Raw genomic sequence first — 26,769 nt, 5'->3', positions numbered from 1 at the left:
TAGTTCAAAGCGGCATCATCGCCGCTTTTTTTATGTTTGTTGTATTATGATTTTACTATTTCGAGGGTTCAAATGGACCGTTGGTATAAATATCATCAGGATGCTTGATTATTTTATAGTGGCTTTTTTTAATCACCTGAAGTAATTGTTTTTTTATTTCATCTCTATCTTCACGAAAATAATACAATCGATAGCATGAATCATATATATCATGCGGATGACTTATTATTGAAAAAGTATTTTCTTTTTGAATATCAAATACAGTATATTCATCTACGAAATATACAAAAGAACTGCGAGGAATTGATTTAAAACCAGTCATTTTAAATGACAGCAATGCACAAGCGCCAGCTCCAATAAAAGCCATTGGTCCTATTATAGTTACAGCAAAAAAACTTACCGCCACACCAAACCAAGCAAAACCTCTCATCACTTTATACGCCATTTCAGGGATTATCTGCTCTGTTGTAAAGTGAATTCCTTTTTTCGTTAAGAAATAATGATACTGATTGTCTGCCAAAAATAAATAACGAATAACAAAAGTCATTATTAAACCAATAAAAAACAATACTGGAACCGCATCCATATCTTGTATTAGTAATAATAAAAAACTATAACCAAAAAAAGGAATCCCTATAGATAAAAACCAACGAAGTTTATTTCCAAGTCTGTCACACCTTATAGCTTCCCATTGATAAATAACCTTAGCGTTATAAAGATCATTCTTAAGTTTTAATTCATTTTCTTTATCATACACCATTTAGAGTATCCCTTATAAATTCACATCAATCCTGATCCATTGGATGTAAGAACTCTTTAAATTTTTCATGCTCATAAATATCATCTTCTTCCTCTACCTCATAAAAATGACCATTTGGATAGAATTCTTTTAAAGTATTAAAAATATCACCTACATTTTCTTTATTACAAAAAAGACCATTTAACGACAATAGAAAGTTAGCATTGGGAACGACCGTTATATAATTTATCTTTGATGATTTTATTATTACTGATTCATCAAAATACAAACTTTCAAACAACATAGGTTTCAGCTTAAAGTTAACCAGTTTAAATGAGAGTAACGCACTGGCCCCAGCTCCAATGAACGCCATAGGGCCAACAAAAACAACGGCAATCAAACATACAACGACACCCACTCGACCTATCATTCGTATGCATTGATAAGCGTACTCTGGTACCACATCTGCCTTCTCAGTTACTATTCCGTTTTTAGTGAATTTGTAAATCCGCTTTATGTCAGCTGATGCAAAAAAAATAAAAACCAAATTAAGTAAAAGACCACCTCCTACGTAAATAATAATCTCCCCAACATCAAGCCCATCATGACTAGAATCATATGACATCCAAACAATAAATAACGAACATAACAATGCCACAAAATACCCCAAATATTGGTACTCTATGGTTTCATATTCATAAAGCACTTCTTCGTTATATAAGGCCATTCTCATGGTTTCTATTTTATCGTTATTGTCTATATCTTTATGAGTTAGCATTATTTATGTTCAAGTTTTCGGAGGGTTCAAATGGAGCATAGTCATAAATATCATCTGGATGGTTAATGATTTTATAGTGACTTTTTTTAATCACCTGAAGTAATTGTTTTTTTATTTCATCTCTATCTTCAAGAAAATAATACAAGCGATAGCATGAATCATATATATCATGTGGATGACTTATTATTGAAAAAGTATTTTCATTTTGAATATCAAATACAGTATATTCATCTACGAAATATACAAAAGAACTACGAGGTACTGATTTAAAACCAGTCATTTTAAATGACAGCAATGCACAAGCACCAGCTCCAATAAAAGCCATTGGCCCTATTATAGTTACAGCAAAAAAACTTATCGCCACACCAAACCAAGCAAAACCTCTCATCACTTTATACGCAATTTCAGGAATTACTTGTTCTATTGTAAAATGAATACCTTTTTGCGTTAAAAAATAACAATACTGATTATCTGATAAGAATAAATAACGAATAACAAAAGTCATTATTAAACCAATAAAAAACAATACTGGAACCGCATCCATATCTTGTATTAGTAATAATAAAAAACTATAACCAAAAAAAGGAATACCTAAAGATACAAACCAACGCAGCTTATTCCCCAACCTGTCACATCTAATTGCTTCCCACTGATAGATTATAGATAACTCATGAAGCTCAAGTTCAAGTTCTAATTCATTGTCTTTATCATGCATTATTTAGCACATCCTTTACGACTTCACATCAATCCTGAACTGATGGATGTAAGAATTCATTAAATTTTTCGTGCTCACAAATATCTTCAACACTCATAACTTCAAAAAAATATCCATTTGGATAAAATATTTTTATTGTATTAAAAATTTCTTCTACGTTATCTTTATTACAAAAAAAACCCATCGAAGAGCAGGTATCATTAGTATTTGCTGTAATATCTATATAATTTTCTTTGCTTGTTTTAAATATCACTGACTCATCAAAATACAAACTTTCAAACAACATAGGTTTCAATCTAAAGTTAACCAGTTTGAATGAGAGTAACGCACTCGCTCCAGCCCCAACAAACGCCATAGGGCCAACAAAAACAACTGCAACTAAACATACTACGACACCCACTCGACCTATCATTCGTATACATTGATAAGCATACTCAGGTACCACATCTGCCTGCTCGGTTAATATTCCGTTTTTAGTGAACTTGTAAATCCGCTTTATATCGGCTGATGCAAAAAAAATAAAAACCAAATTAAGTAAAAGCCCACCTCCTACGTAAATAATAATCTCTCCAACATCAAGTCCATCATGACTAGAATCATACGACATCCAAAAAATAAATAATGAACATAACAGTGCCACAAAATACCCCAAATATTGATGCTCTATGGTTTCATACTCATAGAGTACTTCTTCATTATATAAGGCCATTCTCATGGCTTCTATTTTATCTGTATTATCTATATCTTTATGAGTTAGCATTGTTTAACCGCATCCTTACTATTTCACATTAATCTTGATCCATAGGATGTAAGAACTCTTTATATTTATAATGGGAATAAATATCATCTTCTTCCTCTACCTCATAAAAATGGCCATTTGGGTAGAACTCTCTTAAAGTATTAAAAATATCGTCTACGTTATCTTTATTGCAAAAAATACCATCCAATGACAGTAATAATTGAGCATTTGGAACTATCGTTATATAGTTTATTTTTGATGATTTAATTATCACTGACTCATCAAAATACAAAGTTTCAAACAACATAGGTTTCAACCTAAAGTTAACCAGTTTGAATGAGAGTAATGCACTGGCCCCTGCCCCAACGAACGCCATAGGGCCAACAAAAACAACGGCAATCAAACATACAACAACACCCACTCGACCTATCATTCGTATGCATTGATAAGCGTACTCAGGTACCACATCTGCCTGCTCGGTTAATATTCCGTTTTTAGTGAACTTGTAAATCCGCTTTATATCGGCTGATGCAAAAAAAATAAAAACCAAATTAAGTAAAAGCCCACCTCCTACGTAAATAATAATCTCTCCAGCATCAAGTCCATCATGACTAGAATCATACGACATCCAAAAAATAAATAATGAACATAACAGTGCCACAAAATACCCCAAATATTGATGCTCTATGGTTTCATACTCATAGAGTACTTCTTCGTTGTATAAATCCATTCTCATGGTTTCTATTTTATCGTTATTGTCTATATCTTTATGAGTTAGCATTATTTATGTTCAAGTTTTCGGAGGGTTCAAATGGAGCATAGTCATAAATATCATCTGGATGGTTAATGATTTTATAGTGACTTTTTTTAATCACCTGAAGTAATTGTTTTTTTATTTCATCTCTATCTTCAAGAAAATAATACAAGCGATAGCATGAATCATATATATCATGTGGATGACTTATTATTGAAAAAGTATTTTCATTTTGAATATCAAATACAGTATATTCATCTACGAAATATACAAAAGAACTACGAGGTACTGATTTAAAACCAGTCATTTTAAATGACAGCAATGCACAAGCACCAGCTCCAATAAAAGCCATTGGCCCTATTATAGTTACAGAAAAAAAACTTACCGCCACACCAAACCAAGCAAAACCTCTCATCACTTTATACGCAATTTCAGGGATTACTTGTTCTATTGTAAATAGAATACCTTTTTGCGTTAAAAAATAACAATACTGATTATCTGATAAGAATAAATAACGAATAACAAAAGTCATTATTAAACCAATAAAAAATAATACTGGAACCGCATCCATATCTTGTATTAGTAATAATAAAAAACTATAACCAAAAAAAGGAACTCCTATAGAGATAACCCACCGAAGTGTATTACCAAAATCACACCTTATAATTTTCCACTGATAAATTATAGGTAACTCATGAAGTTCACGCTCAAGTTCTAATTCATTGTCTTTATCATGCATTATTTAGCACATCCTTTACGACTTCACATCAATCCTGATCCATTGGATGTAAGAACTCTTTAAATTTTTCATGCTCATAAATATCATCTTCTTCCTCTACCTCATAAAAATAACCATTTGGGTAGAATTCCCTTAAGGTATTAAAAATATCATCTACATTTTCTTTATTACAAAAAAGACCATTTAACGACAATAGAAATTTAGCATTGGGAACGACCGTTATATAATTTATCTTTGATGATTTTATTATTACTGATTCATCAAAATACAAACTTTCAAACATCATAGGTTTCAGCCTAAAGTTAACCACTTTAAATGAGAGTAACGCACTGGCCCCTGCTCCAACGAACGCCATAGGGCCAACAAAAACAACGGCAATCAAACATACAACGACACCCACTCGACCTATTATTCGTATGCATTGATAAGCGTACTCTGGTACCACATCTGCCTTCTCAGTTACTATTCCGTTTTTAGTGAATTTGTAAATCCGCTTTATGTCTGCAGAACCAAAAAAGATAAAAAACAATGTCATGAAAATGGTAAGTAAACTAAATGCCACCACACCACCTGTATCTAGCATATCTTGACTAAAGTCATATAACATCCAACTCATAACACTAAAAAAACCAACACCAGCAAAATATCCCAAATATTGATGCTCTATGGTTTCATACTCATAAAGCACTTCTTCGTTATATAAATCCATTCTCATGGTTTCTATTTTGTCTGTATTGTCTATATCTTTATGAGTTAGCATTATTTATGCTCAAGTTTTCAGAGGGTTCAAATGGGCCGTAGTTATCTATTTCCTTAGGGTGGTTTATTTCAACGTATCTACTTTTACGAAATACACTTAATAGATGCTTCTTTATCTCTTCTCGGTCTTTAGGAAAATAAAATAACCATTCGTATGAAGCATATAAATCATATGGATGGCTTATAATTGCAAAAGTATCCTCTTTTCTAATATCAAATAAGGTATATTCATCAGAAAAAAGTATGTATGACTTGCTGATTTTTGACTCAAACCCTGTCATTTTAAATGACAATAATGCACAAGCTCCTGCCCCAACAAAAGCCATTGGCCCTATTATAGTTACAGCAAAAAAACTTACCGCCACACCAAACCAAGCAAAGCCTCTCATCACTTTATACGCCATTTCAGGAATTATCTGCTCTGTTGTAAAGTGAATCCCTTTTTTCGTTAAATAAAAACAAATATGCTCATCAGCAAGAAATAAATAACGAATAACAAAAGTCATTATTAAACCGATGAAAAATAAAACTGGAACCGCAGCCATATCCTGTATTAATAGCATAAGTAAACTATAACCAAAAAAAGGGACTCCTATAGATACAATCCATCTAAGTGTATGGCCAAAATTACGTCCAATAGCTTCCCACTGATAAATAACCTTAGCGTTATAAAGATCATTCTTAAGTTTTAATTCATTTTCTTTATCATGCATGATCTTTATCTCCAGGAACTAACAGCTTATTCTCAGTACCATCACAAGCGTTTGTTTCATTTAGTCTTTTAACTAAAATAGCTCCCTCATTATTTCCTCGAGCTAAATAATATATATCACTTTTGATATTAGAATTTAACCATTGAAATGGCATCTTCAACTTGACTTCCACACTATCTTTTACCGTGCCACCCATCGTAATAACATAGCGCGGTGAGTTATTATTTTCTTGAATCCATTGACCAGTTTGTTCGTTAACAACAATTGGTTCTAATTTCTCTGGTGCCTTAAAGCCATATCGAAACGTTGGAGTATAAAGAATACGTTTAGTCTTTAATTCAATATATTTGTTTTCAGTAAACGACGGAAGGTCCACAATTAATTGCCATTGCATACTTCCAGGGTCTTGTGAATGAGTTGGTTTTCTTCCTATAATTTTTTTTAAACTTAATTGTGGTTTATATAATATAGATTCTAATCTACTTATTGCCTCTATGTTCCCCAACTGTAGATCTCCTTTTCCCCAGCATGATTCATAAAGCCAATTTTGTAGATCGGTTCGTGTAAATATGTTTATTATCATTATAGATATTAAATATAATATACCTGTCACCATGAGCGATGAAATCATCCATGGAGCGGCAATAGCTCCTAAAGTAATCGGTTTAACAGAAAGAAAACGGCTAGATAATGTAATCAATGACTGCATAGCAAAAATAGTAAACTGTCCAGACAAAGCACCAAACTTTAACCAATATCCAAAACGCTCATCCACTCTTTTATTTCTATCCATTGCTTTATCAAAGCTTTCCCAAGCTTCTAAACCTGTTGCTATCAGCCCAAAAGTTGCAGTAATCAAAGCATGTTTAGCAAAAGTTTTAATAAACTCCCTTTCATTTAAAGTAATATTGGATTGACTTGAGCGTTTCGAAAACACTTGGTTTAGTGACCGTTTAAGTAACCTGTCATCCCCTTTTATTTCCCCCCATGCCTTATCTCTAAACAACGCAGAGATATTAGCCACCACATAAGCTGACGCATGAGTTACTTCTCTCCACACAGGTTTAAATTGCTCATAAAAGGTATTACCGGCTTGTTCTGCTTTGTAGTTAACATCTTTCGTTACAACAGCTAACTCCCAAATATTTAACGCGGCAAGAACGCCTCCCCACTTTCCTAAACCCTTCCACTTCTGATCTGTTATCTCTTTTGTTTGAGTCCATACTGTATCAACATAATTATTTACTAACTGCTTTGCTTGCGCATTAACTGCTGAGTTCTTTAATGCTAATACCGTTGACATTTCACTACTTAGAACTTGCTGAATCCTTTGTTGAATAGCTTGAATGGATTTGATCTGATGGTTTTTAGATGCTGTTTGACCGGGAACTGGTTTAGTTGCTTTTTTTAACTCCTCAATAAGGACATTTATTTTGTTTAAAAACGCTGCACGTTGAGTTTTATAGCTTTTGTTTACTTCAACAATAGCGCTATCCGTCATCATGCTTTCTAAGAAAATCAAACGTAAATTACTTACAACATTAATTGATGATGCACCTTTCTTCCATTGACTTGGAAATAGAAGATCCATCGTTGCCCGCCAACTTGTACCGACTTGATTTTTAACTGCACTTTCTAATGCTGCAAAACTTTTTTGAATAGGAAGAACTAAAGATTGAAACCATGCTTTTTCTTGAATTCTTGCATCACCTGTAAATGAATCCCACTCAGAAAAACGAGACCAAAACGCATCCATATCACCAGCACTAAAAGGATCGATAAGAGGTTTACCGCCTTCATTTATATGATCATTAAGCGCTTCCCAATTATCGAAAGAGAATCCAACTGGTGCTAAAGCCAATAAATTATTAGGTGAATCAAATGAAAGTAATTCATCTAACTCTTTCATTTGCTCTTCTAGCTCAGGAACTTGCTTAACAACGATCAAAAACTGACTAACTATATTAAGTAAATAAGCCTGATGGTTTTCATATTGGTTATCTAAGCCCAAAATTAATGGGTCAATGCCTAACTGTGTAACTGCTGCCATAAAATCAGATAAATATTTATTTATTCGTTTACTGGTATCTTTTAGCTGTGAGTAATGCGATGTCACAAAATCATCTAACTCTTCCCAGTTAACATCACTCGTATATGCAGTTGTTTCTTTAAATTTCTTCAGTAATTTAGAGTCTGGCTCATAAGAATAGTTATTTTTCAATTCTTGTAACTTCACTTTCGCCTGCGGTGTATATACAGGCTCATAATGAACACTTTCAGCTGCAGGCAATGCTTGTTCTTCGTAAGCTAAATCTTGAATATACAAATAATCAGTTAATTCTTTTTCAAACTGAAATATGCTAATTGGATCTTCTCTTATCTCTTTAGGTAATTCATTTTCATCAAGCCTTACTCGCCCTAAGGTTCGAGTCAATTCCGCCATTTGAAGTTTATATTGTTTATCTTCATCTCCCATAATTGCCGCTTTCTCTGCCATTTCACTCGACAATTTCAAAAACAAATCCGTTATATCAGCCAACTGATCATCCAGTGCAATATACAAAGCGCTGTTCTTCTCTAGTAAATCGCATTGATAATCGGTTTCTAATACGGGTTTCTTATGGGTAGCGAGATGAAACTCATCATCAGAGGGATCATCGTCTTTTAATGGGGAACATGTTTTTTCAAACAAGACATCAGAGGGCTTTGGAGTTCCAATATCAGCAACAGCATGAACAAAATCACGCATGCCACCACCGTGTTCTATTTCTAATGTGTTTGAATAGGTTTTTAAATCGACAGTTCGCATCCATTCGTTTCGGCACTGAGTATTTGAGCGCATGTGTTCACATAAGCGCCATGTCCAACGTTGGTGAGAAAATGATATGGTTAATGTGTCATTCTTCGAGTAAGACAAACAGCTTTTAGCCTCTCCTGCTTGCCCTCTCTCTTCTGGTGCTTTATCTGCTTCATTTGAGCCCCAATCCATTTTAATGAATTGAGTGCCTTTCACCTGATATTCATGAAAGGTTTTATCTTTATTGCTATAAACGTAAAGCCAACCGTCTCTTAATTGTCTTAATGTATATTTTGAATGAGCAACATCAAAAAAGCCGTGACCTTTATGGGTATCAAGTAATGGGTGTTTTTGCTCTTTTTCTTCATCCATATCATCAATCGCATAACGAACCGGAATGATGTCAATAACACCAAACTTTACAGGACAAGCCCCTGCTGGGTTTTTCGCATCTTTTTTACTGCCACACATGGCTGCATTGTTTGCTTCGCTCATTCTTGTACATCCTTTTGCATAGAGTGACGATATTGATAGGCCAAATCCGCCGCTTGTTTGATTCTTTGTTCTGGGGTTTGCTGCGATGTTTGATAGATCAATTCGGTGATTTTCGGGTATTTATCGGTTGTGATCGCTTCTTTTCCTAAATATCCCATCACATTCATAAATAGACAGACTTCTGTCTCATTTTGAAACCCTCTGCTGTAAGCGGCATCGAACCAATACTGAATCCATTTTTGTTTATCTGTCACGCCCTCTAAACAATGTGGGAAGAAATATTCCACATGATTAAGTACATAGGCATAGGCATTTTCAGTTACTAACTCTCCTAACGCTTGCCATTGTTCATCCGTTAAACGATAAGGTTTGACGCTTTTCACCTCAATGCTAGGCGATAGGTAATGGAGCCATCCCTTTTTATATGGAAGCCATACTTCTTCAATATGTTGCCAATACCAATCTGCTCTTGTTGAGAATAGAACATTGGCACATCCTGAATGTGCGGATTTCAATATGATGGATGAACCGTAAGGAGACTGAACCTTAATCACACTTCTTAAATGCTCTGCAAGGCTTTCTAGTTCTAATGGTGAACTGAATAAGAAACCGTCTAGCTGACCACGTTGGCTTTCAAACCATTGTGCAATAACAGGCGTTGCTTTGATTAAATAGGGAGAGACCGATATCATATCATCCCAAGACTCATACAAATAAAGAGGTTCTTGCTCAATCACCGTATCTAATTGATACAATTGTTTTAATACATCGTCTCCCTGACTTGTGTCTAGCATCAAATAGAAAGAGGTGAAGTCATCAATATTAAGAGAATCAAAGCACTCTGTTTCCATTACTCTTGCCTCTGCTCTTGCTCGCATTCCTCGCAGACTGGATCCAATGTTTTTAATGCCTCGATCTGACGAGTAGCGTGAATTTTACTTCTTGTGTATTCAGAGACCGTTACGGTTTCAGCCACACTGCCTGCAGCTTCACTCTGCTTCATGACGGGTTGGGTTGCAGTAATACCCGCATACCCACTGCCGCTTCCTGCACTGCCGCCTTTATTTAAATCAATAGCCGCTCCAAGTAGATGAATGCCACCAGAATCTAACTTCATTGTGCTACTGCCAGTGGTGATGGTCAGTTCACTACCGGCATCGAGGACGGCTTTATTACCCACCTTAATGTGTAACTCGGTGCCTATTTGTTCAAGCCGACTGCCTTGGATTTTTTGTTGAACAGAGCCTGATACTTGCTGGTGTGCGTCACCTTTAATTGAGCTTAAATTATCTGATTGCACGGTCAGATGATTATCTTTGGTGATTTGATTTAATTGATCATGATGCACAACAGAGTGATCATTATTAAATATCTCGCTAGTACGGTTGTTTTGAATTTGGCTATCCATGTCTTTCGCTGCATGAATATAGATCTGCTCTGACGCTTTTTTATCCTCAAAGCGCAGTTCATTAAAATTATCTGCACCAATGGAGCTTGATGTTTTAAATGTACTGCGTGTTTTATGCTCTGGCAGTGTATATGATGGTTTATTATCCCCGTTATACAGTGAACCTGTGATGATGGGTTTATCGGGATCCCCCTGAATGAAACTAACAATCACTTCGTGTCCTATTCTTGGCAATACAAACTGGCCGTATTGATTACCAGCCCATCCTTGTGAAGTACGGAGCCAACAACTTGTTTTCTCATCAGCTTGGCCATTTCTGTCCCAATGAAATTGAACTTTGACTCGTCCATGTTCATCGCAATAGATCTCTTCATTCTCTGGACCTGTTACCATTGCGGTATCAATATTATGAATACGGGGTTTATCTATTTTTGCTAACCGATAAGGAACCGACCAAGGAATACACTGAAAACGAGATTCATAATGAGAGGTCCCCTCTGCAAGCTCTTCTAACACTTGCGGTTGTCTACCTTCGTAATTAACCGAAGTAATTAACCAACTGGTATTCCACTCTTCTATCGGATGGTTTGATATGGGTTGAAAATACCCTGGTGTTAATTGCGGACTGTCGCTCGCTCCACGTAATATCGTTTGATTAGTACGTTTACTTTCAAGATAAAGGTTGGCTTGTTCTAAAGCTTTATAATCGTAATGCTCTAACGCCTCTTCACTGGCGGTGTTTTCTTTCTGCTCAGAACTTTTTTCTGCTTTGATTATTTGCTTTGGTTGATAAAAAGCATAATCTTTTATTGAATATTTACCGGTTTGAATGTTCTGTTCTTTAGCCAGTGAATAAATCACATCGCTCTCTTGTGCCATGCCATTTTCAGGCATAAATTCAAGTTCATGAAGATTTGTGTGGGTTTCTTTGCCATCGGAAATAATTAATTTCGATTGCGATTCTGTATGTTCAAAATAAGAAATTAATCCTTCTTCTGACATTAGGCGTTGCACAAATTGCGCATCGGTTTCACCATATTGCACACAATAATCTCGATTTTTATGCTCGTGATAAAGCTCAATCTCATAATGATGATTTAAAATACCAGCGTTAGAATAAACTTCTGAAATGATGTCATGTATTGGTTTGTGTTGAAAAATCTGATAATTATGACGAAGTGATAGCAAAGAAAAAACAGGAACTAATGATAGCCGATACGTGCTAAATCTAAATGATGTACTAATCTGCTCCATAGATTGAATAACACCATGAACAAACCGAGTATTAGTATCACTATTTGCATTATCTCCATAGATACTTAGTCGTGCAGGCAGCTGTAACCACTCTTCTAAAATAAGAGCAGGATCTTCACAAATAAAGGTAATATCAAACTGATAGCTCTCTCCTAATTTTTCTTCACCTGTAAATTCATAAACTTGAAGAGGTAGTTCTATTGTCGTTACATCCAAATCAAACTTAGCTTGATTAGCATCCTGCATGGTCAACTCAGCCTTTAATTAATACATTAATCAGTTACTTAGTAAAATTCATACTGAATGATATCAAGTTAATATTTAGTTTCTAATTTGATGAATAAATATGCGATCAACGACACTTCCACGCTTGAAAATCAATCAAACTAAAATTCATGCCAAAATTATTAGTCACTAATACCATTTAAAAAAATCAACCAACGTTCAAAATCAATAGACATAAAAAAAGCCCAAAATATTGAGCTTTAGTCTTAAATTCTATTGATGTTATGTAGCTGGAATTAAGCAGTTCTTTTCTTGTGCCCTTCATCTAGATGGACAAAATCGACAAGATCATCACCACTCACTTGAAACGCTTGACCAAATCCTTTCACGAACAATCCTTGAATTGGCTTTAAACGAAACATTTTAAAATCTTCTAACGAACTCAAGCCGTCGATAATATCGCCAAAGCGTTGTTTCATTTCATCAACCGCAAGTTGCCAATTGGCTTCTTCTCTATCAATTAGAATCGCCGTCGCATCAAACGTCAGTCTTTTACGAGCAAACAGTTGTTTCGATGAATCTTCATCTTCGACAAGCATTAACGACACATCAGGGTTTTGTAACAGATTTCTTGCATGACGTGCTATCTCTGAGATCAGCACATAGTAACCATCTTCTAATAACACAAAAGGAGCGTAGCTTACGTTTGGCTTCCCTTCGCAATCTACTGTTGCTAATTGAAGGGTTTTACGTGAGTCACGAAACTCTTGAATTTCAGGACCAAGACGATTTTGTAATCTTTCCTGCTTAACATTTGAATTCATTTTTCTTTCCTTTTAAATTTGGTGCTGAGTTGTATGCTGAGCTGACTATTTTTTATTTATATTCTTGTTTTAAGACAGTAAACGCTGCAACTTGTTCTGGAATAAGTTGACGCTTTTTATCTCGACCTAAATAGATCTTAAATACAGAATGCCCTTCATGATTAAAGAAGCCAAAGTAATGGCTTTCTGTCCCTCTGAACGGCTTGCTAATCAGTGCGATATCTTGAATTAAATCTAATTTTAAGTGACCGTGTAACTGCCCCTCTCGCCCCATCAGATTATAGTAACCATGTGCAACTTTCCCTTTTGGAAACGGCGCTTTCACTTCAAAGATAGAACCAAATGAATGCACGATGGTAGTTACCTCACCAAAACCTGCTAGCCCTTCTAAAATCTCTTGGGTTTTCAGGCCAGAAACCATAGTCACCATCTCTTTAGGTAATGATTTAACCACTTCGACTTCACTAATAGACAGTTGCTTAGCAATATCACTTGGTAATAATGATGGGTCATTTTCTAATAATTCGATAACGTGTTTATTCACTGGAATACTCTTATTATGTTGATTAAATTTATGCAGCATGTTCATTAAAAACAGGCTGTTTGTTCGTCATTGATAAAGCAGATATCACACTTTGTGCTAAAGTCACTGCCCAAAATTCACCCGCTAGCGTTAAACTTAAATAATCGGCATTAACCTTAACTAATCCATTGTTTTGCCACTGTTTAAATAATGGCATTAAGTATTGATAGACATCCTCTGACGTCTGCTGCATTAATGCTTTTCTTGATAGAACACCACGATCAAACCCAGCTTTAATCATTGAGAATAATCCTGCTGAAGAGGCGGATTGTGTCATCATTGCAATCGGCATTTGTTGAGCGTTAATTGACTGAATATAGGCGTCTAACGTGCGATGTTGCATAATGCCTACACCGCCAAGATTACCACCAGCACCACACCCCACTGGCAATACCTCTGCAGTGGTTTTAGCTAAACTGTTGTAGATGCTTCTTTCACGATTACTGCGTGCCCAGTGGTTAACGCTCAAGCGATTAAGATGATGTTTGTTCATAAAATCCACACCATATTTATACATATACGCTTTTTCTTCGGTTGATGCGGGTTGTGGCAATTTACCTTTATCAATCATGCCTTTCATAGGAGTTCCGCCCATTTCGATCAGCTGATAAAGATCAACACCATGTGCGTTTGTCTCTAAAAAATCATTGAGATCTTGCTGCCAGATCTCGGAGGTTTGATAAGGAAGGCCATAAAGTAAATCAACCACAATGGGTGCTTGCTCTGAATCACTCAATTCTTGAATACGACGTAATACATACTCTTTATCATCCAGTCTTTTAGCTGAGCGTCTTACTTTCGTATTAAAGCTCTGTACACCAAATGAAAAACGATTAAAGCCACCTTCTAATGACTTATCAAACATCTCTTCGTCAAAACGGTTAATTCGCCCTTCTAGCGTCATTTCACAATCAGGGGTTAATGGAAACTGAGAGCGAATAGCTTTACCCAATTGTTCAATTTGATCTGCAGTAAGATCCGTAGGCGTTCCGCCACCAATATATACCGCATGAAATGGCGCAGCTTGAGTCCAAGCGAGCTGTGCTTTCCATTTCAACTCAACTAATAAGGCATCAAAATATTCTTGTACTAATTGCTTACTTGAAGCGTGTTGAAAGAAATTGCAGTAAGTGCATCGCACACGACAAAAAGGAATATGTACATAGAGGCAACGATGTTTACTGATCTGTGTGGTTTCTGATGAAACGGAAGAAAAACGCTCATTAAACAAATCTGCCGAGATAGGCATTGCGCCTCCCCCAGCATGAGCGGATGCTTTTCTTTGAAAGGCATACAGCAATGGCTCTGGTGTACTTTCACCGACAAGTGAAATAGGTAGCTGATTTAAGTCAATTTCTGTTCTCATGATTTCAATTCTTTTTAACTCGTTACTTCAAAGAGTTTTGCTTCTTTTTATATCATAAAGTATTTTCAAATGAGAATGCAATTGATAATTGATCTCATTCTTGTTTTGTTTATAATGTTGTCATCTTAAAAAGTACTGAATTAAATGGAGACATTCGTGCTGAACTTTCGTTATCTAGCGGCAGCTGGTATTTCATTAGCTATTCATACCGCGCTTATCTGGTCTGTTCCTGAAAAAAAAGCCTTTGCTATGCCTACAGGTAGTACTTCCTCACACGTCAATATCCAGTTTGTCGCACCAAGCGTTCCTACCCCTCAATCAGTGCAAACGAAAAAAAATGAGGTAATAAAACCGAAAGAGCAAGCCACCGTTGAAAATACAGTTCAAAAACAAGTGGCAGAAAAGAAACCCGTAAAATCTAAACCAAAGTCTAAACCTAAAAATAAAGTGGTAAAAAACCCAACGATTTCAAAGCCAATTGAACCAGAAAAAAAGATTCTTAAAGAAAAATCAGAAACTAAGCCAACAACTAAAACGGCTAAGAAAACAGACAAACCTGTTGAAAAAGAATCAACAGCGAAACCTGTCGCTTCTAAATCAGGGGCAACAGAAAAGCCACAATTAGTCCAAAAACCGAGTTTCTTAACACGCCCTAATGCACCACGTTATCCTCGCATAGCGCAACGTAAAGGCATTGAAGGTACTGCGTTATATGAGATTTGGTTAAATGAAAATGGAAAACAAATTAAACAAGAGTTAATCACCTCATCAGGCGCGCAAGTTCTCGATGAAGCTGCTCTTAATGCAATTCGTAATTGGCAATTTTCACCTCAAATGATCAATGGTCAAGCGATTGCACATCGTGTGCAGATCCCTGTCCGATTTTCACTTAATTAATCAGTTATACCGGATTTAACTATGCTTAACTTTTCACACTTATATTCACAACTTGGCATTATGGCTTTACCCTTAATAGCCTGTTCATTACTCACTCTTGCCTTGTTACTTGAACGAACAATTCAGCTTTTACTTTTTTCTGGCTGCTCTCATAAAAAAATACAGTCAACACTAACTCAATTAAAGAAAGACGATACACAAGGCATTCACTCCTTTATTCAAGAGTTGAAAAAACGTCGTGCCCTTTCAGCAAAAGGCAATGCCATGCTACTCGCTCATCGTGATTTTGAAAAAGGATTACGAGAGGATGTGGCAGGATTATGGCTTCAAGAAAAACGTCATCAATTACGTTCTGGATTACGTCTTTTAGCTCTTATTGGTATGATCAGCCCATTACTAGGCTTATTAGGTACGGTTCTTGGCTTAATTGATATGTTTAAAGATGTAGCCGCCACAACGGGCTCTATTACACCAAATATTCTGGCTGATGGTTTAGGGTTAGCAATGCGTACAACGGCAATTGGTTTGATCATTGCCTTACCTGCTATCGCAAGCTCACAACTTCTAGGCTTATGGGCTGATCGTATCTTGTCACGTTTAGAGCATTCATTAAATTACACTAATTTGTGGATTGAAGGCGTATTTAGCTCAAATGATTCAATGAGTGAGAACATCCAACATAAAATCATCAAGGTGAATGCATGATTAAGTCACCTTCCTCTGCTGCTGAAGAATCCATTCAGCCTGATCTGACTCCTTTACTCGATATTATTTTCATCGTAATGGTCTTCTTATTACTCACCGCTACCGTGAAACTTCAATCTTTAGAAGTGAGCTTACCGACAGCGGATACCGAATCGGTAAGTGACGTAGACAGTAAGTCTTTTACCATCAATATATTAGAACAACCGCCATATTGGGGGTTGGATGGCCATTCTTATTCCACTTGGCCTTCCTTTACTAGCGCATTACTAAAAAAAGTAAAAAGTAAGCCTGAGTTTCAAGTGGTTATCGCCTCTGATAAGACGGCTGAAATTCAGCATATGGTGAAATTATTGGCCTTTTTACAAGACAATAATATTAAAGCGACTCAAATTTTAATGGACGAAAATAAATCATGATTAACTCAAAACTTACCTCTTCTTTTCTTGCTATTGCATTGCTTTCATTCTCAACCATTAGTACAGCACAAGAGCGTATTATTAGTGCTGGAAGTGCCGTTACGGAGCTAATTTACGCGCTAGGTGCAGAAGACTCTCTTATTGCCGTTGATGTAACGAGCAAAATGCCGCAGACACAATCCTTACCTAAAATTGGTTATCACCGTCAATTATCAACAGAAGGCTTACTGGCTTTGCAGCCAACACAAATTATTGGCTCCGATGAAATGGGACCACAAACTACATTAGATTTACTTTCTCAATCGAATGTAAAGGTGAATATCGTAAACACGACACCAACGGTTCAAGGCTTATTAAATCGTATTGACGAAATCGCCTCTATTACTCAACATCAATCGCAAGCAGAAGCCATCAAGGATCAAGTAAATAAAAAGGTCGCGTTACTAAACAGTAATATTCCAAGTAAAGCGAAACAGAAAAAAGTCATTTACCTTTTATTGCATGAAGGCAGAGCACCTTATGTGGCAGGCAGTGATACGACAATGGATGAATTGATTCATTTAGCAGGAGCAAATAACCCTGCAAGCTCATCGATATCATCGTTTAAACCTATTTCAATGGAGGCAATGATCTCAATGCAACCTGATGTTGTTTTAGTCAGCAACCGCAGTATCAAGACGTTAAAGGGCATTGATAATATTATCGAATCGATTCCAACCTTAGCCTCCACGCCTGCTGGTATTAATAAACAAATTATTGGTATTGATGGCTCAGCACTCGTCGGTGGCCTTGGCTTGGCGACACTTGATGAAGCCGCTCGTTTGAATACCCTTCTTTATCCTTAAGTGATTATTATGTTGTTAAAATACCTCTCTTATTCAAAATTACTGTGGTTAAGTGGTTTTTCTCTGCTCATTATCGCAGTAAGCTCCATTGCGACAGGGCCAATGAACATTACGCTAAGTGATAGTTTTCATAGCCTTATGCCTTGGTCAACCGCTGAAATTCCGACACACATCAATTTGATCATTCATCAAGTTCGCCTACCAAGAACTATCCTTTGTATGCTTGTTGGTGCCATATTGGCTATTTCTGGGGTTGTCATGCAGGGATTATTTCGCAATCCTCTTGCTGAACCAGGGATCATTGGTGTATCTGCGGGGGCCGCACTTGGTGCAGCAATGGCAATCGTATTATTTTCATCCGTTGCTCAGCAGTTTCCTATTTTTATGAATTTTGCCGCTGTACCTATTTTTGCTTTTCTTGGTGGCGCAATAACCACGCTCATTGTCTATCGATTAGGAACCAGTAAATTTGGTACTTCAATTACCGTTATGCTACTCGCTGGTGTTGCCATTAGCGCGTTATCTGGTGCTGGAATTGGTTATTTGAATTTCATTGCTGATGATCAAATGCTTCGAGATCTCTCGTTATGGTCTATGGGATCATTAGCCGGAGCAAAGTGGAATGACTTGCTACTTGCAGGTATTGGCCTTATCACCTTGCTTATTTTATTTATGAAAAATGCGTCAGGACTTAACGCCTTACTTCTTGGTGAAGCAGAAGCAAAACATTTAGGCATTAATGTTCAATCATTAAAGAAACGTATGATCATTTTAAGTGCTGTCGGCGTTGGTATTACCGTTAGCTTATCTGGAATGATTGGGTTTATTGGATTAATCATCCCTCACCTTGGCCGTATGCTATCTGGACCAAACCATAAAACCTTATTACCACTTTCAGCATTACTTGGTGGTCTTTTATTAACTGCAGCAGATATGTTTGCCCGAGTTGCCGTTAGCCCTGCTGAACTGCCTGTTGGTATCGTGACGGCCATTATTGGTGCGCCTTTCTTTTTATATTTACTCTTTACCCAACGAGGTAAAATTTAATGAGCCTTTCTTCATTAGCTATCTCAGCCAATAACATTTCTTATCGCATTGGTTCTAAAATAATTTTAGATGACATTAACTTAGATCTTCGTTGTGGTGAAGTCACAACACTACTTGGGCCAAATGGTGCGGGAAAAAGTACATTACTGAAATTGTTATGTGATGAAATCACCTCTTTTAATGACATTCGTTATTTCGGAAAAGCAAAAGATCAATGGGATGGTAACGAACTAGCAAAACGACTTGGGGTTCTCCCACAGCACAGCACCCTATCCTTTGCTTTTAATGTAAATGAAGTGGTTGAACTTGGAGGATTGCCATTAGCGCTATCCAATCAAGCATTACGAGAAATCACATCGAGCATGATGCAAAAAACAGGAATTGAACACTTAGCTGAAAGATCCTATCCCTCTTTATCTGGTGGTGAAAAGCAACGTGTTCATTTAGCGCGAGTGCTAACCCAAGTGAGCCAACATCAACAGAAGATCGTGATGCTAGATGAACCAACATCAGCGTTAGATCTTTCACACCAACACAATACGTTAAGATTAGCGAAGGACTTAGCAAATGAAGGCGCTGCGGTTATTGTGGTACTGCATGATTTGAATTTAGCTGCACAATATTCAGATAGAGTCATTGTTCTTCAAGATGGGAAGCTACAAGCAGATGGCGCGCCATGGGAGGCAATAACAGCAGAAATGATAGAAGCGGTTTATGGACACAAAACCTTAGTGCAAGCTCACCCCACGTTGAATTTCCCTGTGGTGTTTGCTGCATAAGTTTTTGTAGCATAAAAAAAGGAGAGCTAGTGCTCTCCTTATTTAGTCTTAAAGCCTTTGAAACTGTTCTAATTAAAGAGCAGCTTTCGCCTTAGCAACAAGAGCAGCGAATGCTACTTTGTCGAATACAGCGATGTCAGCTAGGATCTTACGATCGATTTCAATAGATGCTTTCTTAAGACCGTTAATGAAACGGCTGTAAGACATCTCGTTTTGACGAGCTGCAGCATTGATACGAGCGATCCAAAGTTGACGGAAAACACGCTTTTTGTTACGACGGTCACGGTAAGCATATTGACCTGCTTTAGTAACTGCCTGGAAAGCTACACGGTAAACACGTGAACGTGCTCCGTAGTAACCTTTAGCTTGTTTTAGAACTTTCTTATGACGTGCACGAGCTTGTACACCACGTTTTACGCGAGGCATTGTGTCTCTCCTAAACTAAAATTAAATAAATACTAAAAATTATGCGTATGGAAGCATACGTGCAACTGCTGCTACTTCACATTTTGGAAGTAGAGAGTTTGGACGAAGCTGACGCTTGTTTTTAGTAGTACGTTTAGTCAGGATGTGACGTTTCGTAGCGTGCTTAAATTTGATACCACCAGCAGTTTTCTTAAAACGCTTAGAAGCACCTTTGTTTGATTTCATCTTAGGCATGATGAATATAACTCCGCATTGTTGCGTGATTAAACATATAGTAATTAGGCGAATAAAACAGGATAACTGCGAGCAGCTACCCCACTTTACTACTTGAATGCACTAAATTACTTCTTCTTAGGGGCCAACACCATAATCATCTGGCGACCTTCAATTCTCGATGGGAAAGATTCAACTAGAGCAAACTCTTCAGTATCCGCTTTCAAACGATTAAGAACGTCAACACCGATGTTTTGGTGAGCCATTTCGCGGCCACGGAAGCGAATTGTTACCTTCACTTTGTTGCCGTCTTCAAGGAAACCAGTCAGGTTGCGTAGTTTTACCTGATAGTCTCCAATATCAGTTCCAGGTCTAAATTTAATTTCTTTAGTCTGAACCTGTTTTTGTTTTTTCTTCTGTTCTTTAGCAGCCTTAGCCTTTTCGAAGAGGAATTTGCCATAGTCCATCACACGACAAACTGGTGGCTCGGCATTCGGGCTGATTTCAACTAGATCGACACCTGCTTCAAGTGCAACGTCTAACGCTTCATTTAGTGAAACGACACCAACTGATTCGCCATCTAGACCTGTAAGGCGCACTTCTTTAACGCCAGTAATTTCACCGTTTAGACGATGAGCATTTTGTTTAGCCGGCTGTTGGGCTCTTTTTCCGCCTTTAATACCTTATTCCTCCACAGTATTGAGCGTTCGGGCACTAACTTCTTGCTGCAGGAATGCAACAAAATCATCAATTTTAAATTTACCCAAATCTTTACCTTTACGAGTACGTACTGCAATTTCGCCAGCTTCCATTTCTTGGTCACCACAAACAAGCATGTACGGAACACGTTTCAAAGTATGTTCTCTGATTTTAAAGCCAATCTTCTCATTTCTCAAGTCCGCTTTGGCTCTAAATCCATTTTTTTGCAGTTTTTTTGCAATTTCTTGTACATAATCAGCTTGTTTGTCTGTAATGCCCATTACAATTGCTTGTTCTGGAGCCAACCATGTTGGGAAAAAGCCTGCGTAATCTTCAATTAAGATACCAATGAATCGCTCAAGAGAACCTAAAATCGCGCGGTGAATCATCACTGGTGTGTGACGTTCGTTATCTTCACCTACGTAAGTTGCCCCTAAACGCTCTGGTAATGCAAAATCAAGTTGTACTGTACCACATTGCCACGCACGGTCCAGACAATCATGCAAAGTAAATTCAATTTTCGGTCCGTAGAATGCACCTTCACCCTCTTGAATCTCATAAGCGATTTCCATCGACTCTAGAGCAAGGATTAAATCGGCTTCTGCTTTGTCCCACATTTCATCAGAACCCACACGTTGTTCAGGACGTGTAGATAACTTAACTACGATGTTTTCAAAACCGAACGTTGTATATGTATCATAAACCATCTCAATACATGATTTCACTTCATCTTGCACTTGTGCTTCTGTACAGAAGATATGTGCATCATCTTGAGTAAAGCCACGAACACGCATGATGCCGTGTAAAGCACCTGATGGCTCATTACGGTGACATGAACCGAACTCAGCCATACGTAATGGCAGATCACGGTATGATTTCAGACCTTGGTTAAAGATTTGAACGTGACCAGGACAGTTCATAGGCTTGATAGCGTATTCACGGTTCTCAGAGCTTGTTGTGAACATCGCCTCAGCGTATTTATCCCAGTGACCAGAACGCTCCCAAAGTACACGGTCCATCATTAATGGGCCTTTAACTTCTTGGTAATCGTATTCTGTTAGTTTTTCACGTACGAATACTTCTAGCTCACGGAAGATAGTCCAACCGTTGTGGTGCCAGAAAACCATACCTGGTGCTTCTTGTTGCATATGGAACAGATCAAGATGTTTACCAATCTTACGGTGGTCACGCTTTGCTGCTTCTTCTAGGCGGATAAGGTGTGCTTTAAGCAGTTTCTTATCTTGGAATGCAGTGCCATAGATACGTTGAAGCATTTTGTTGTCGCTATTACCACGCCAGTATGCACCAGCTACACTCAGAATCTTAAAGTTCTGGCAGAAACTCATGTTTGGTACGTGAGGACCACGACACATGTCGATGTATTCTTCATGATGGTATAAACCTGGACGATCGTCTTTAGATACGTTTTCGTCAAGGATTTCAATTTTGTACGTTTCGCCACGAGCATCGAATGCATCGCGCGCTTCTTGCCAGCTTACGTTCTTCTTGATTACTTGGTACTTGGTTTTAGCAAGGTCTTTCATACGCTTTTCAATCTTATCAAGATCTTCTTGCGTTAAAGAATGCTCCATATCGATATCGTAGTAGAAACCGTTATCAATAGTTGGACCAATCGCCATTTTAGCTTCAGGGAAAAGCTGCTTAACTGCGTGACCTAAAAGGTGCGCACAAGAGTGACGAATGATTTCTAAACCGTCTTCATCTTTTGCTGTGATGATTTCAAGCTGTGCGTCATTTTCAATTAAATCACACGCATCAACACGAACGCCATCAACACGACCAGCGATACAAGCTTTCGCAAGACCTGGACCGATGTCAGCAGCAACATCCATAGTAGAAACAGCATTATCGAATTGACGTTGAGAACCGTCTGGAAGAGTAATTACAGGCATGTTTTATCCTTTACAGTGGTGTTGCACACGAAGCAACACATGCTAAAAATTAATAAGTCTAAATAATAGATTGTCTAAGATGTAAGGATCAATCAACCACACAAAGGTCGGGAACACTTACAAGTCGGTCATTGTACGACTCTTAATCAGCTAATGCAAAAAAGAATCGAGATCACAAAAATGATGTCGATTCTTTTTAAAGTGATAAGTAATGTTCCTTATCTAAACGCGTAAAATTTTCTGTACTGCGTTATGTATCTCTGCGCTTGAAGCATTTGTATTTAGTGAAAAAGAGACATATTGGTCGCCACGATTAAAACCCATCGACCTATCGACTTCAGCTAAACAATGAAGTACTTGCCCATCGAGAATAAACGACAGCTCTATCTCTTTTTTATTCATGAATCCATTACTTCTAAATTCAATCTCTTGGTAACCACCTGAGTGCGATTTAAAGTGACCACCATTAAGGTAGCCCTGCTCTACATCTGCTTTCACCATACTAAAGCCTGCTTGCTCTATTTGATGAATGATCGTTGCTGCAACGGTCATTGGTTTAACAATCAGTAAATCACGGTCGGTTGGGTCAATCGCAAAATCAATATCTAGAACAGTTTCAACCCAAACATCACAATGGTTATCACGAACATTTAATGCTGTAATTGGTGTCTCATCTGGCAATTTAATCGTAAATTGCATTTCCTTTTTCTCATTGGCTTGAATAGTAAATGGATTCACCGCCTGAGTATGGAATAAGGTTAGAGTTTGATAACTGGTTCCGTTATCACTTTCAATTTTCACTTCCGTATTAAGTTTTAGATGAATAGCATCAATCTGCTGTTCAATATCCCCACCTTGGATGTGAACCGTACCAATTAGTGTATCACCTTGAAATAATTCTGGGTTTTCTAAAATGGTATCTACTTTTGCAGCACCTATACCTAATGACGCCTTTAGCTTTTTAAACATCCTTTCGTCCTTTTTCTATGTTTATTCTTATTTTACTTCATCTATATATATGGCTTATATAGAGTCTTAGTATGGTATTAAAGATTAAGTTCCTAAAATCTGCATTGGTAATTGTAACAAGGCATCACCACTGCTAGCAAAGTACCAAATAATTCCTATAAGTGAACTAACTAAACCTACATACCATGCCGCTGATACCAATTGGCCATACTTATCGAGAGGCAGTAAATGGCTATGATGACGAGCACGCCATTCAAATACGATTTCAAGACTTCCCATAATAAGTAAGAAACCAAAAAGTGCGAGACCTAATTGGTAACTTAATATAACACCACCTACTGCAGCTAATGCGCATAATGTAATACCTAACTTACTGTTCATTGAGAAACTGATACTTTTAAGTACGTGCCCCCCATCTAACGGCAATATTGGCAATAAATTAAATAGATTTAAAAAGGCGTTAAATACAGCAAGGCCAGCAAAGAACATCTCGCCGGTTATCCAATAAACTACCATCAATATTAAGGAGAGAATCAAACCAAAGAATGGCCCCATAATAGAGATAACAACATCTTGCCAACGTGTGTTTATTTTCTCATCACTGAGTGCTAAACCACCAAGGAACGGGATTAAGTAGATACCTTTCGTTTTCATACCAAAGTATTTCATTGCGCGAATATGGCCGTATTCATGAAAAACAAGGCAAGCAATAAGTGATAATGCAAACTCAATAGAAAAAAGCCATGAGTACGCGGCAATACTGGCGGAAGCTAAAGCCACTTTAATTAACTTTGCACTTTTTAACGCTTTCATCCCTAACGAAACAAGCCCGATCAAGCTGAATTTTCTTTCTGCTTTAATTGGCGTATGCGGTACTTGCTGCTCGATATCTTTAGTATTACGAGAGCCTTCTGCAATCAACTGACCATCAACCATTGCACGATACTCAATAAGAAAAGGCTGCCATGTCACTGTAGCTTCCAAGCGGCAAGTTAATATACTTTCGCCTTGATTGAGCTGAAATTCATGCACGTAATGATCTTGATGATCAGCAGACGCCGCTTGTTGTGCAACTAAAGTATTGCTCCAAAATACTTGTTGCCAACCCGCCATAGAACCTTCTAAGCGCAATGGTTGGCCTAAAAAATCGATAGATAATAATTCCATTACTTACCTTTACTTTCTTATACTAAATGGTATGAAATAACGTACAGTTGACCTTTATTTGGATAGATCTCTTCAATAATATTTTTAAGTTCTTCTAGCGTCATGTTTTCTTGCTCAGCATGGTACTGGTTAAGATCATCAAAGTTAATTGGATCAACAGCATCAATCGCTAAACGACAAAAACGACGGTTGTCTTCATAAGTGCTCACTTCAACTTCTGTTCCTACAACGTAATCTTTTTCAGATTCGTCACGGATAGTAATGACTTTTTTGCTCGATAAAATATCTGATTCAAAACGCTCAAAGAATGTCATTGTTGTTGGTGCTACTTTCATTGTGTTTTCCTAATGTAATTCGAGCTGCGACAATGCAGCTCGAAAATTAATTATTAATATAATACTGTTCATTAACCAAAGCAGTAATTTGCCCAATGTGCTAAACCAGCGGTAACCGAACCAAAGTAGTTACCGCCTACAATTTCGATGTTTGGCAACTGTTGTTGTAAGGCTGCACGTAAAATTGGAGAGCGCGCTGAACCACCTGTAACATAAATAATATCAGGCGTTTTACCCGCTTGTTGAATCGCTTCTTTTACTAACTTATTAATGTTGTCTTGTGGTTTTGCAATCGCTTCTGCTAAATCAGACTGATTAAGAGATAATGATAAACCTTCATCTAAGTAACTTAGATCAATCGCATGCTCTAGATGCTCTGATAACGCGATTTTCGTTTGCTCTGCATCACGCAATAATTTGTAGCTTAGTTTCTCATCATACAACTTGATTAAGCGAGCCAATTTCTCCGGCTCTTGAGTATCGTTCATCATCTGTAAAAGGTGCTTGCGATTACCAAATCCAAAGAAATCCAGTTGAGCAACAATATTATTAATTGCAATTGGGTTCCAGAACTGTGTCATTGGTAACTCAAGGCCTTTATGAGTGCGGCTTTGAGAACCTAATAGTGGCATTAATTGACGATGCGCTAAATGAATGTCTAAATCGTTACCGCCGATACGTGAACCACTATGAGATAAAATTCCTTTAGTACGATCATGATAATCACGCCATGATGGTCCCATTTGAATCATTGAGCAGTCTGTTGTACCACCACCGATATCAACAATCAGTACCGTTTTATCTTCGGTCAGTGTTTGTTCATAATCTAGACCGGCAGCAACAGGTTCAAATTGGAACTCAATATTTTTAAAACCGACACGGATAGCTGCACGAGTTAAGATCGAGATCGCCTGTGTATTGGCATCATCACTTGCTGCACCTTGGAAGTTAACAGGACGGCCAATCACGGTCGATGTGATATCTTGTTGTAATTCTTGCTCTGCATTATTTTTGATGTTCTTCATCATTGCAGTAACAAGATCTTCAAATAAGCTTACTTGAACATCACGTAAACCAGAAACACCAAGGAAAGACTTTGGTGATTTTACGTAATACACCTCTTCAGGATCATCAATATAAGTATTTAGAGCGGCTTGGCCAAATGTCATCGACTCAGCATCGACATCAATATCTTCTTCGCGGTTAAAAGAAATTGCAGTATGAAGTAAGCGCTCATTAATATCTGTGCTTGGTTGAACGCCCCAAATACGGAAAAGATATTCAGAAACCGCTTCTCGTGTAGGCGCACATAATGCAGAAGGAATAAACGTACTATCCCCTTCTAACTTTAATAGTTTCGCTTGATTATCTAGAATGGTCGCCACTGAGCAGTTAGCGGTTCCGTAGTCAAATCCAATAAACATTGTTGTACACCTAGCTTCGATAAAAGGGAGCTGATTTTACTCGCTT

At 37.4% G+C, this 26,769-nt stretch carries 28 protein-coding genes; 6 read left to right on the top strand and 22 right to left on the bottom strand.

Annotated elements, in window-relative coordinates:
• Nucleotides 1-55: 55 nt before the first annotated feature.
• The 14 genes from PVK63_RS02635 to hutW form a co-directional block, all read right to left on the bottom strand.
• Entirely contained in the window at nt 56-757 is a 702-nt protein-coding gene (locus PVK63_RS02635; protein ID WP_130088304.1) for a hypothetical protein, read from the bottom strand.
• Between the two features lie 28 nt (nt 758-785).
• The gene (locus PVK63_RS02630) at nt 786-1,517 is read right to left on the bottom strand and encodes a hypothetical protein (protein ID WP_130088283.1); all 732 of its coding nucleotides are present in this window, start codon (nt 1,515-1,517) and stop codon (nt 786-788) included.
• Nucleotides 1,504-2,232, bottom strand: a complete 729-nt coding sequence (locus tag PVK63_RS02625; RefSeq protein ID WP_274439827.1) for a hypothetical protein — start codon at nt 2,230-2,232, stop codon at nt 1,504-1,506. The genes PVK63_RS02630 and PVK63_RS02625 overlap by 14 nt, the downstream gene beginning before the upstream one ends.
• A gap of 28 nt (nt 2,233-2,260) precedes the next feature.
• Nucleotides 2,261-2,992, bottom strand: a complete 732-nt coding sequence (locus PVK63_RS02620; RefSeq protein ID WP_130088438.1) for a hypothetical protein — start codon at nt 2,990-2,992, stop codon at nt 2,261-2,263.
• A gap of 28 nt (nt 2,993-3,020) precedes the next feature.
• Entirely contained in the window at nt 3,021-3,752 is a 732-nt protein-coding gene (locus tag PVK63_RS02615) for a hypothetical protein (protein WP_130088439.1), read from the bottom strand.
• Nucleotides 3,739-4,464 carry a hypothetical protein gene (locus PVK63_RS02610; protein ID WP_274439826.1) on the bottom strand — a complete coding sequence of 242 codons (726 nt, stop codon included), beginning with the start codon at nt 4,462-4,464 and terminating at the stop codon, nt 3,739-3,741. The genes PVK63_RS02615 and PVK63_RS02610 overlap by 14 nt, the downstream gene beginning before the upstream one ends.
• A gap of 28 nt (nt 4,465-4,492) precedes the next feature.
• Nucleotides 4,493-5,224 carry a hypothetical protein gene (locus tag PVK63_RS02605; protein WP_130086866.1) on the bottom strand — a complete coding sequence of 244 codons (732 nt, stop codon included), beginning with the start codon at nt 5,222-5,224 and terminating at the stop codon, nt 4,493-4,495.
• The gene (locus tag PVK63_RS02600) at nt 5,211-5,936 is read right to left on the bottom strand and encodes a hypothetical protein (protein ID WP_130086865.1); all 726 of its coding nucleotides are present in this window, start codon (nt 5,934-5,936) and stop codon (nt 5,211-5,213) included. Before PVK63_RS02600 ends, PVK63_RS02605 begins: the two co-directional genes overlap by 14 nt.
• A complete protein-coding gene (locus PVK63_RS02595; protein WP_130086864.1) occupies nt 5,929-9,228 on the bottom strand; it encodes a T6SS effector BTH_I2691 family protein in 3,300 nt (1,099 codons plus the stop codon). Before PVK63_RS02595 ends, PVK63_RS02600 begins: the two co-directional genes overlap by 8 nt.
• On the bottom strand, nt 9,225-10,079 hold the full coding sequence (locus tag PVK63_RS02590) for a DUF4123 domain-containing protein (RefSeq protein ID WP_130086863.1): 855 nt from the start codon (nt 10,077-10,079) through the stop codon (nt 9,225-9,227). The genes PVK63_RS02595 and PVK63_RS02590 overlap by 4 nt, the downstream gene beginning before the upstream one ends.
• Nucleotides 10,079-12,136, bottom strand: a complete 2,058-nt coding sequence (tssI, locus tag PVK63_RS02585) for a type VI secretion system tip protein TssI/VgrG (RefSeq protein WP_274439825.1) — start codon at nt 12,134-12,136, stop codon at nt 10,079-10,081. The genes PVK63_RS02590 and tssI overlap by 1 nt, the downstream gene beginning before the upstream one ends.
• Nucleotides 12,137-12,411: 275 nt before the next feature.
• On the bottom strand, nt 12,412-12,939 hold the full coding sequence (gene hutZ, locus PVK63_RS02580; protein WP_011261844.1) for a heme utilization protein HutZ: 528 nt from the start codon (nt 12,937-12,939) through the stop codon (nt 12,412-12,414).
• Nucleotides 12,940-12,991: 52 nt separating this feature from the next.
• Nucleotides 12,992-13,522 (bottom strand): heme utilization cystosolic carrier protein HutX, encoded by a 531-nt coding sequence (gene hutX, locus PVK63_RS02575; RefSeq protein WP_207215667.1) that lies wholly within the window; start codon nt 13,520-13,522, stop codon nt 12,992-12,994.
• Nucleotides 13,512-14,888, bottom strand: coding sequence for a heme anaerobic degradation radical SAM methyltransferase ChuW/HutW (gene hutW, locus PVK63_RS02570; protein ID WP_130086860.1), 1,377 nt, complete (start codon nt 14,886-14,888; stop codon nt 13,512-13,514). Before hutW ends, hutX begins: the two co-directional genes overlap by 11 nt.
• 156 nt (nt 14,889-15,044) lie before the next feature.
• Between hutW and PVK63_RS02565 the strand changes: the two genes are divergently transcribed.
• The 6 genes from PVK63_RS02565 to PVK63_RS02540 are packed head-to-tail and all read left to right on the top strand — an operon-like array spanning nt 15,045 to nt 19,577.
• Nucleotides 15,045-15,785, top strand: coding sequence for an energy transducer TonB (locus PVK63_RS02565; protein ID WP_165371180.1), 741 nt, complete (start codon nt 15,045-15,047; stop codon nt 15,783-15,785).
• A 21-nt stretch (nt 15,786-15,806) separates the two neighbouring features.
• Entirely contained in the window at nt 15,807-16,490 is a 684-nt protein-coding gene (locus PVK63_RS02560) for a MotA/TolQ/ExbB proton channel family protein (RefSeq protein ID WP_130086858.1), read from the top strand.
• Entirely contained in the window at nt 16,487-16,906 is a 420-nt protein-coding gene (locus tag PVK63_RS02555; protein ID WP_130086857.1) for an ExbD/TolR family protein, read from the top strand. The genes PVK63_RS02560 and PVK63_RS02555 overlap by 4 nt, the downstream gene beginning before the upstream one ends.
• Nucleotides 16,903-17,751, top strand: coding sequence for a heme/hemin ABC transporter substrate-binding protein (locus PVK63_RS02550; RefSeq protein WP_130086856.1), 849 nt, complete (start codon nt 16,903-16,905; stop codon nt 17,749-17,751). The genes PVK63_RS02555 and PVK63_RS02550 overlap by 4 nt, the downstream gene beginning before the upstream one ends.
• A gap of 9 nt (nt 17,752-17,760) precedes the next feature.
• Nucleotides 17,761-18,798, top strand: a complete 1,038-nt coding sequence (locus tag PVK63_RS02545; protein ID WP_130086855.1) for a FecCD family ABC transporter permease — start codon at nt 17,761-17,763, stop codon at nt 18,796-18,798.
• Entirely contained in the window at nt 18,798-19,577 is a 780-nt protein-coding gene (locus PVK63_RS02540; protein ID WP_130086854.1) for a heme ABC transporter ATP-binding protein, read from the top strand. The genes PVK63_RS02545 and PVK63_RS02540 overlap by 1 nt, the downstream gene beginning before the upstream one ends.
• A gap of 72 nt (nt 19,578-19,649) precedes the next feature.
• Here PVK63_RS02540 and rplT read toward each other — a convergent pair whose 3' ends face one another.
• The 8 genes from rplT to yegD form a co-directional block, all read right to left on the bottom strand.
• Nucleotides 19,650-20,003, bottom strand: a complete 354-nt coding sequence (gene rplT / locus PVK63_RS02535; protein ID WP_045102152.1) for a 50S ribosomal protein L20 — start codon at nt 20,001-20,003, stop codon at nt 19,650-19,652.
• Between the two features lie 39 nt (nt 20,004-20,042).
• Nucleotides 20,043-20,237, bottom strand: coding sequence for a 50S ribosomal protein L35 (rpmI, locus tag PVK63_RS02530; RefSeq protein ID WP_005419080.1), 195 nt, complete (start codon nt 20,235-20,237; stop codon nt 20,043-20,045).
• 107 nt (nt 20,238-20,344) lie between these two features.
• Nucleotides 20,345-20,896, bottom strand: a complete 552-nt coding sequence (gene infC, locus PVK63_RS02525) for a translation initiation factor IF-3 (RefSeq protein WP_130047836.1) — start codon at nt 20,894-20,896, stop codon at nt 20,345-20,347.
• 3 nt (nt 20,897-20,899) lie between these two features.
• A complete protein-coding gene (gene thrS, locus PVK63_RS02520) occupies nt 20,900-22,828 on the bottom strand; it encodes a threonine--tRNA ligase (protein ID WP_130045361.1) in 1,929 nt (642 codons plus the stop codon).
• Between the two features lie 222 nt (nt 22,829-23,050).
• A complete protein-coding gene (locus tag PVK63_RS02515) occupies nt 23,051-23,797 on the bottom strand; it encodes a sporulation protein (protein WP_130086853.1) in 747 nt (248 codons plus the stop codon).
• 84 nt (nt 23,798-23,881) lie between these two features.
• The gene (locus tag PVK63_RS02510; protein WP_130045359.1) at nt 23,882-24,964 is read right to left on the bottom strand and encodes a site-2 protease family protein; all 1,083 of its coding nucleotides are present in this window, start codon (nt 24,962-24,964) and stop codon (nt 23,882-23,884) included.
• A 17-nt stretch (nt 24,965-24,981) separates the two neighbouring features.
• Nucleotides 24,982-25,299 carry a N(4)-acetylcytidine aminohydrolase gene (gene yqfB, locus PVK63_RS02505; RefSeq protein ID WP_130086852.1) on the bottom strand — a complete coding sequence of 106 codons (318 nt, stop codon included), beginning with the start codon at nt 25,297-25,299 and terminating at the stop codon, nt 24,982-24,984.
• A gap of 71 nt (nt 25,300-25,370) precedes the next feature.
• Nucleotides 25,371-26,723 carry a molecular chaperone gene (yegD, locus tag PVK63_RS02500; protein ID WP_130047838.1) on the bottom strand — a complete coding sequence of 451 codons (1,353 nt, stop codon included), beginning with the start codon at nt 26,721-26,723 and terminating at the stop codon, nt 25,371-25,373.
• Between the last annotated feature and the right edge of the window lie 46 nt (nt 26,724-26,769).

This window comes from Aliivibrio sp. S2TY2 (assembly GCF_028765525.1).
In the GTDB taxonomy this organism is placed as follows: Bacteria; Pseudomonadota; Gammaproteobacteria; order Enterobacterales; family Vibrionaceae; genus Aliivibrio; species Aliivibrio finisterrensis_A.
Note: the sequence above shows the minus strand (reverse complement) of the source record. Positions and strands in the feature narration are given on the sequence as shown.

Excerpts from the sequence above, each read along its gene's own strand:
- tssI (WP_274439825.1), bottom strand. The coding sequence starts at position 12,136 with ATGCAGGATGCTAATCAAGCTAAGTTTGATTTGGATGTAACGACAATA.
- PVK63_RS02600 (WP_130086865.1), bottom strand. The coding sequence starts at position 5,936 with ATGCATGATAAAGAAAATGAATTAAAACTTAAGAATGATCTTTATAAC.
- PVK63_RS02590 (WP_130086863.1), bottom strand. The coding sequence starts at position 10,079 with ATGGAAACAGAGTGCTTTGATTCTCTTAATATTGATGACTTCACCTCT.
- PVK63_RS02515 (WP_130086853.1), bottom strand. The coding sequence starts at position 23,797 with ATGTTTAAAAAGCTAAAGGCGTCATTAGGTATAGGTGCTGCAAAAGTA.
- rplT (WP_045102152.1), bottom strand. The coding sequence starts at position 20,003 with ATGCCTCGCGTAAAACGTGGTGTACAAGCTCGTGCACGTCATAAGAAA.
- PVK63_RS02560 (WP_130086858.1), top strand. The coding sequence starts at position 15,807 with ATGCTTAACTTTTCACACTTATATTCACAACTTGGCATTATGGCTTTA.
- PVK63_RS02540 (WP_130086854.1), top strand. The coding sequence starts at position 18,798 with ATGAGCCTTTCTTCATTAGCTATCTCAGCCAATAACATTTCTTATCGC.
- PVK63_RS02620 (WP_130088438.1), bottom strand. The coding sequence starts at position 2,992 with ATGCTAACTCATAAAGATATAGATAATACAGATAAAATAGAAGCCATG.
- PVK63_RS02615 (WP_130088439.1), bottom strand. The coding sequence starts at position 3,752 with ATGCTAACTCATAAAGATATAGACAATAACGATAAAATAGAAACCATG.
- PVK63_RS02555 (WP_130086857.1), top strand. The coding sequence starts at position 16,487 with ATGATTAAGTCACCTTCCTCTGCTGCTGAAGAATCCATTCAGCCTGAT.
- PVK63_RS02550 (WP_130086856.1), top strand. The coding sequence starts at position 16,903 with ATGATTAACTCAAAACTTACCTCTTCTTTTCTTGCTATTGCATTGCTT.
- hutZ (WP_011261844.1), bottom strand. The coding sequence starts at position 12,939 with ATGAATTCAAATGTTAAGCAGGAAAGATTACAAAATCGTCTTGGTCCT.
- PVK63_RS02610 (WP_274439826.1), bottom strand. The coding sequence starts at position 4,464 with ATGCATGATAAAGACAATGAATTAGAACTTGAGCGTGAACTTCATGAG.
- hutX (WP_207215667.1), bottom strand. The coding sequence starts at position 13,522 with ATGCTGCATAAATTTAATCAACATAATAAGAGTATTCCAGTGAATAAA.
- PVK63_RS02630 (WP_130088283.1), bottom strand. The coding sequence starts at position 1,517 with ATGCTAACTCATAAAGATATAGACAATAACGATAAAATAGAAACCATG.
- yqfB (WP_130086852.1), bottom strand. The coding sequence starts at position 25,299 with ATGAAAGTAGCACCAACAACAATGACATTCTTTGAGCGTTTTGAATCA.
- yegD (WP_130047838.1), bottom strand. The coding sequence starts at position 26,723 with ATGTTTATTGGATTTGACTACGGAACCGCTAACTGCTCAGTGGCGACC.
- PVK63_RS02545 (WP_130086855.1), top strand. The coding sequence starts at position 17,761 with ATGTTGTTAAAATACCTCTCTTATTCAAAATTACTGTGGTTAAGTGGT.
- rpmI (WP_005419080.1), bottom strand. The coding sequence starts at position 20,237 with ATGCCTAAGATGAAATCAAACAAAGGTGCTTCTAAGCGTTTTAAGAAA.
- PVK63_RS02625 (WP_274439827.1), bottom strand. The coding sequence starts at position 2,232 with ATGCATGATAAAGACAATGAATTAGAACTTGAACTTGAGCTTCATGAG.
- hutW (WP_130086860.1), bottom strand. The coding sequence starts at position 14,888 with ATGAGAACAGAAATTGACTTAAATCAGCTACCTATTTCACTTGTCGGT.
- thrS (WP_130045361.1), bottom strand. The coding sequence starts at position 22,828 with ATGCCTGTAATTACTCTTCCAGACGGTTCTCAACGTCAATTCGATAAT.
- PVK63_RS02510 (WP_130045359.1), bottom strand. The coding sequence starts at position 24,964 with ATGGAATTATTATCTATCGATTTTTTAGGCCAACCATTGCGCTTAGAA.
- PVK63_RS02605 (WP_130086866.1), bottom strand. The coding sequence starts at position 5,224 with ATGCTAACTCATAAAGATATAGACAATACAGACAAAATAGAAACCATG.
- PVK63_RS02595 (WP_130086864.1), bottom strand. The coding sequence starts at position 9,228 with ATGAGCGAAGCAAACAATGCAGCCATGTGTGGCAGTAAAAAAGATGCG.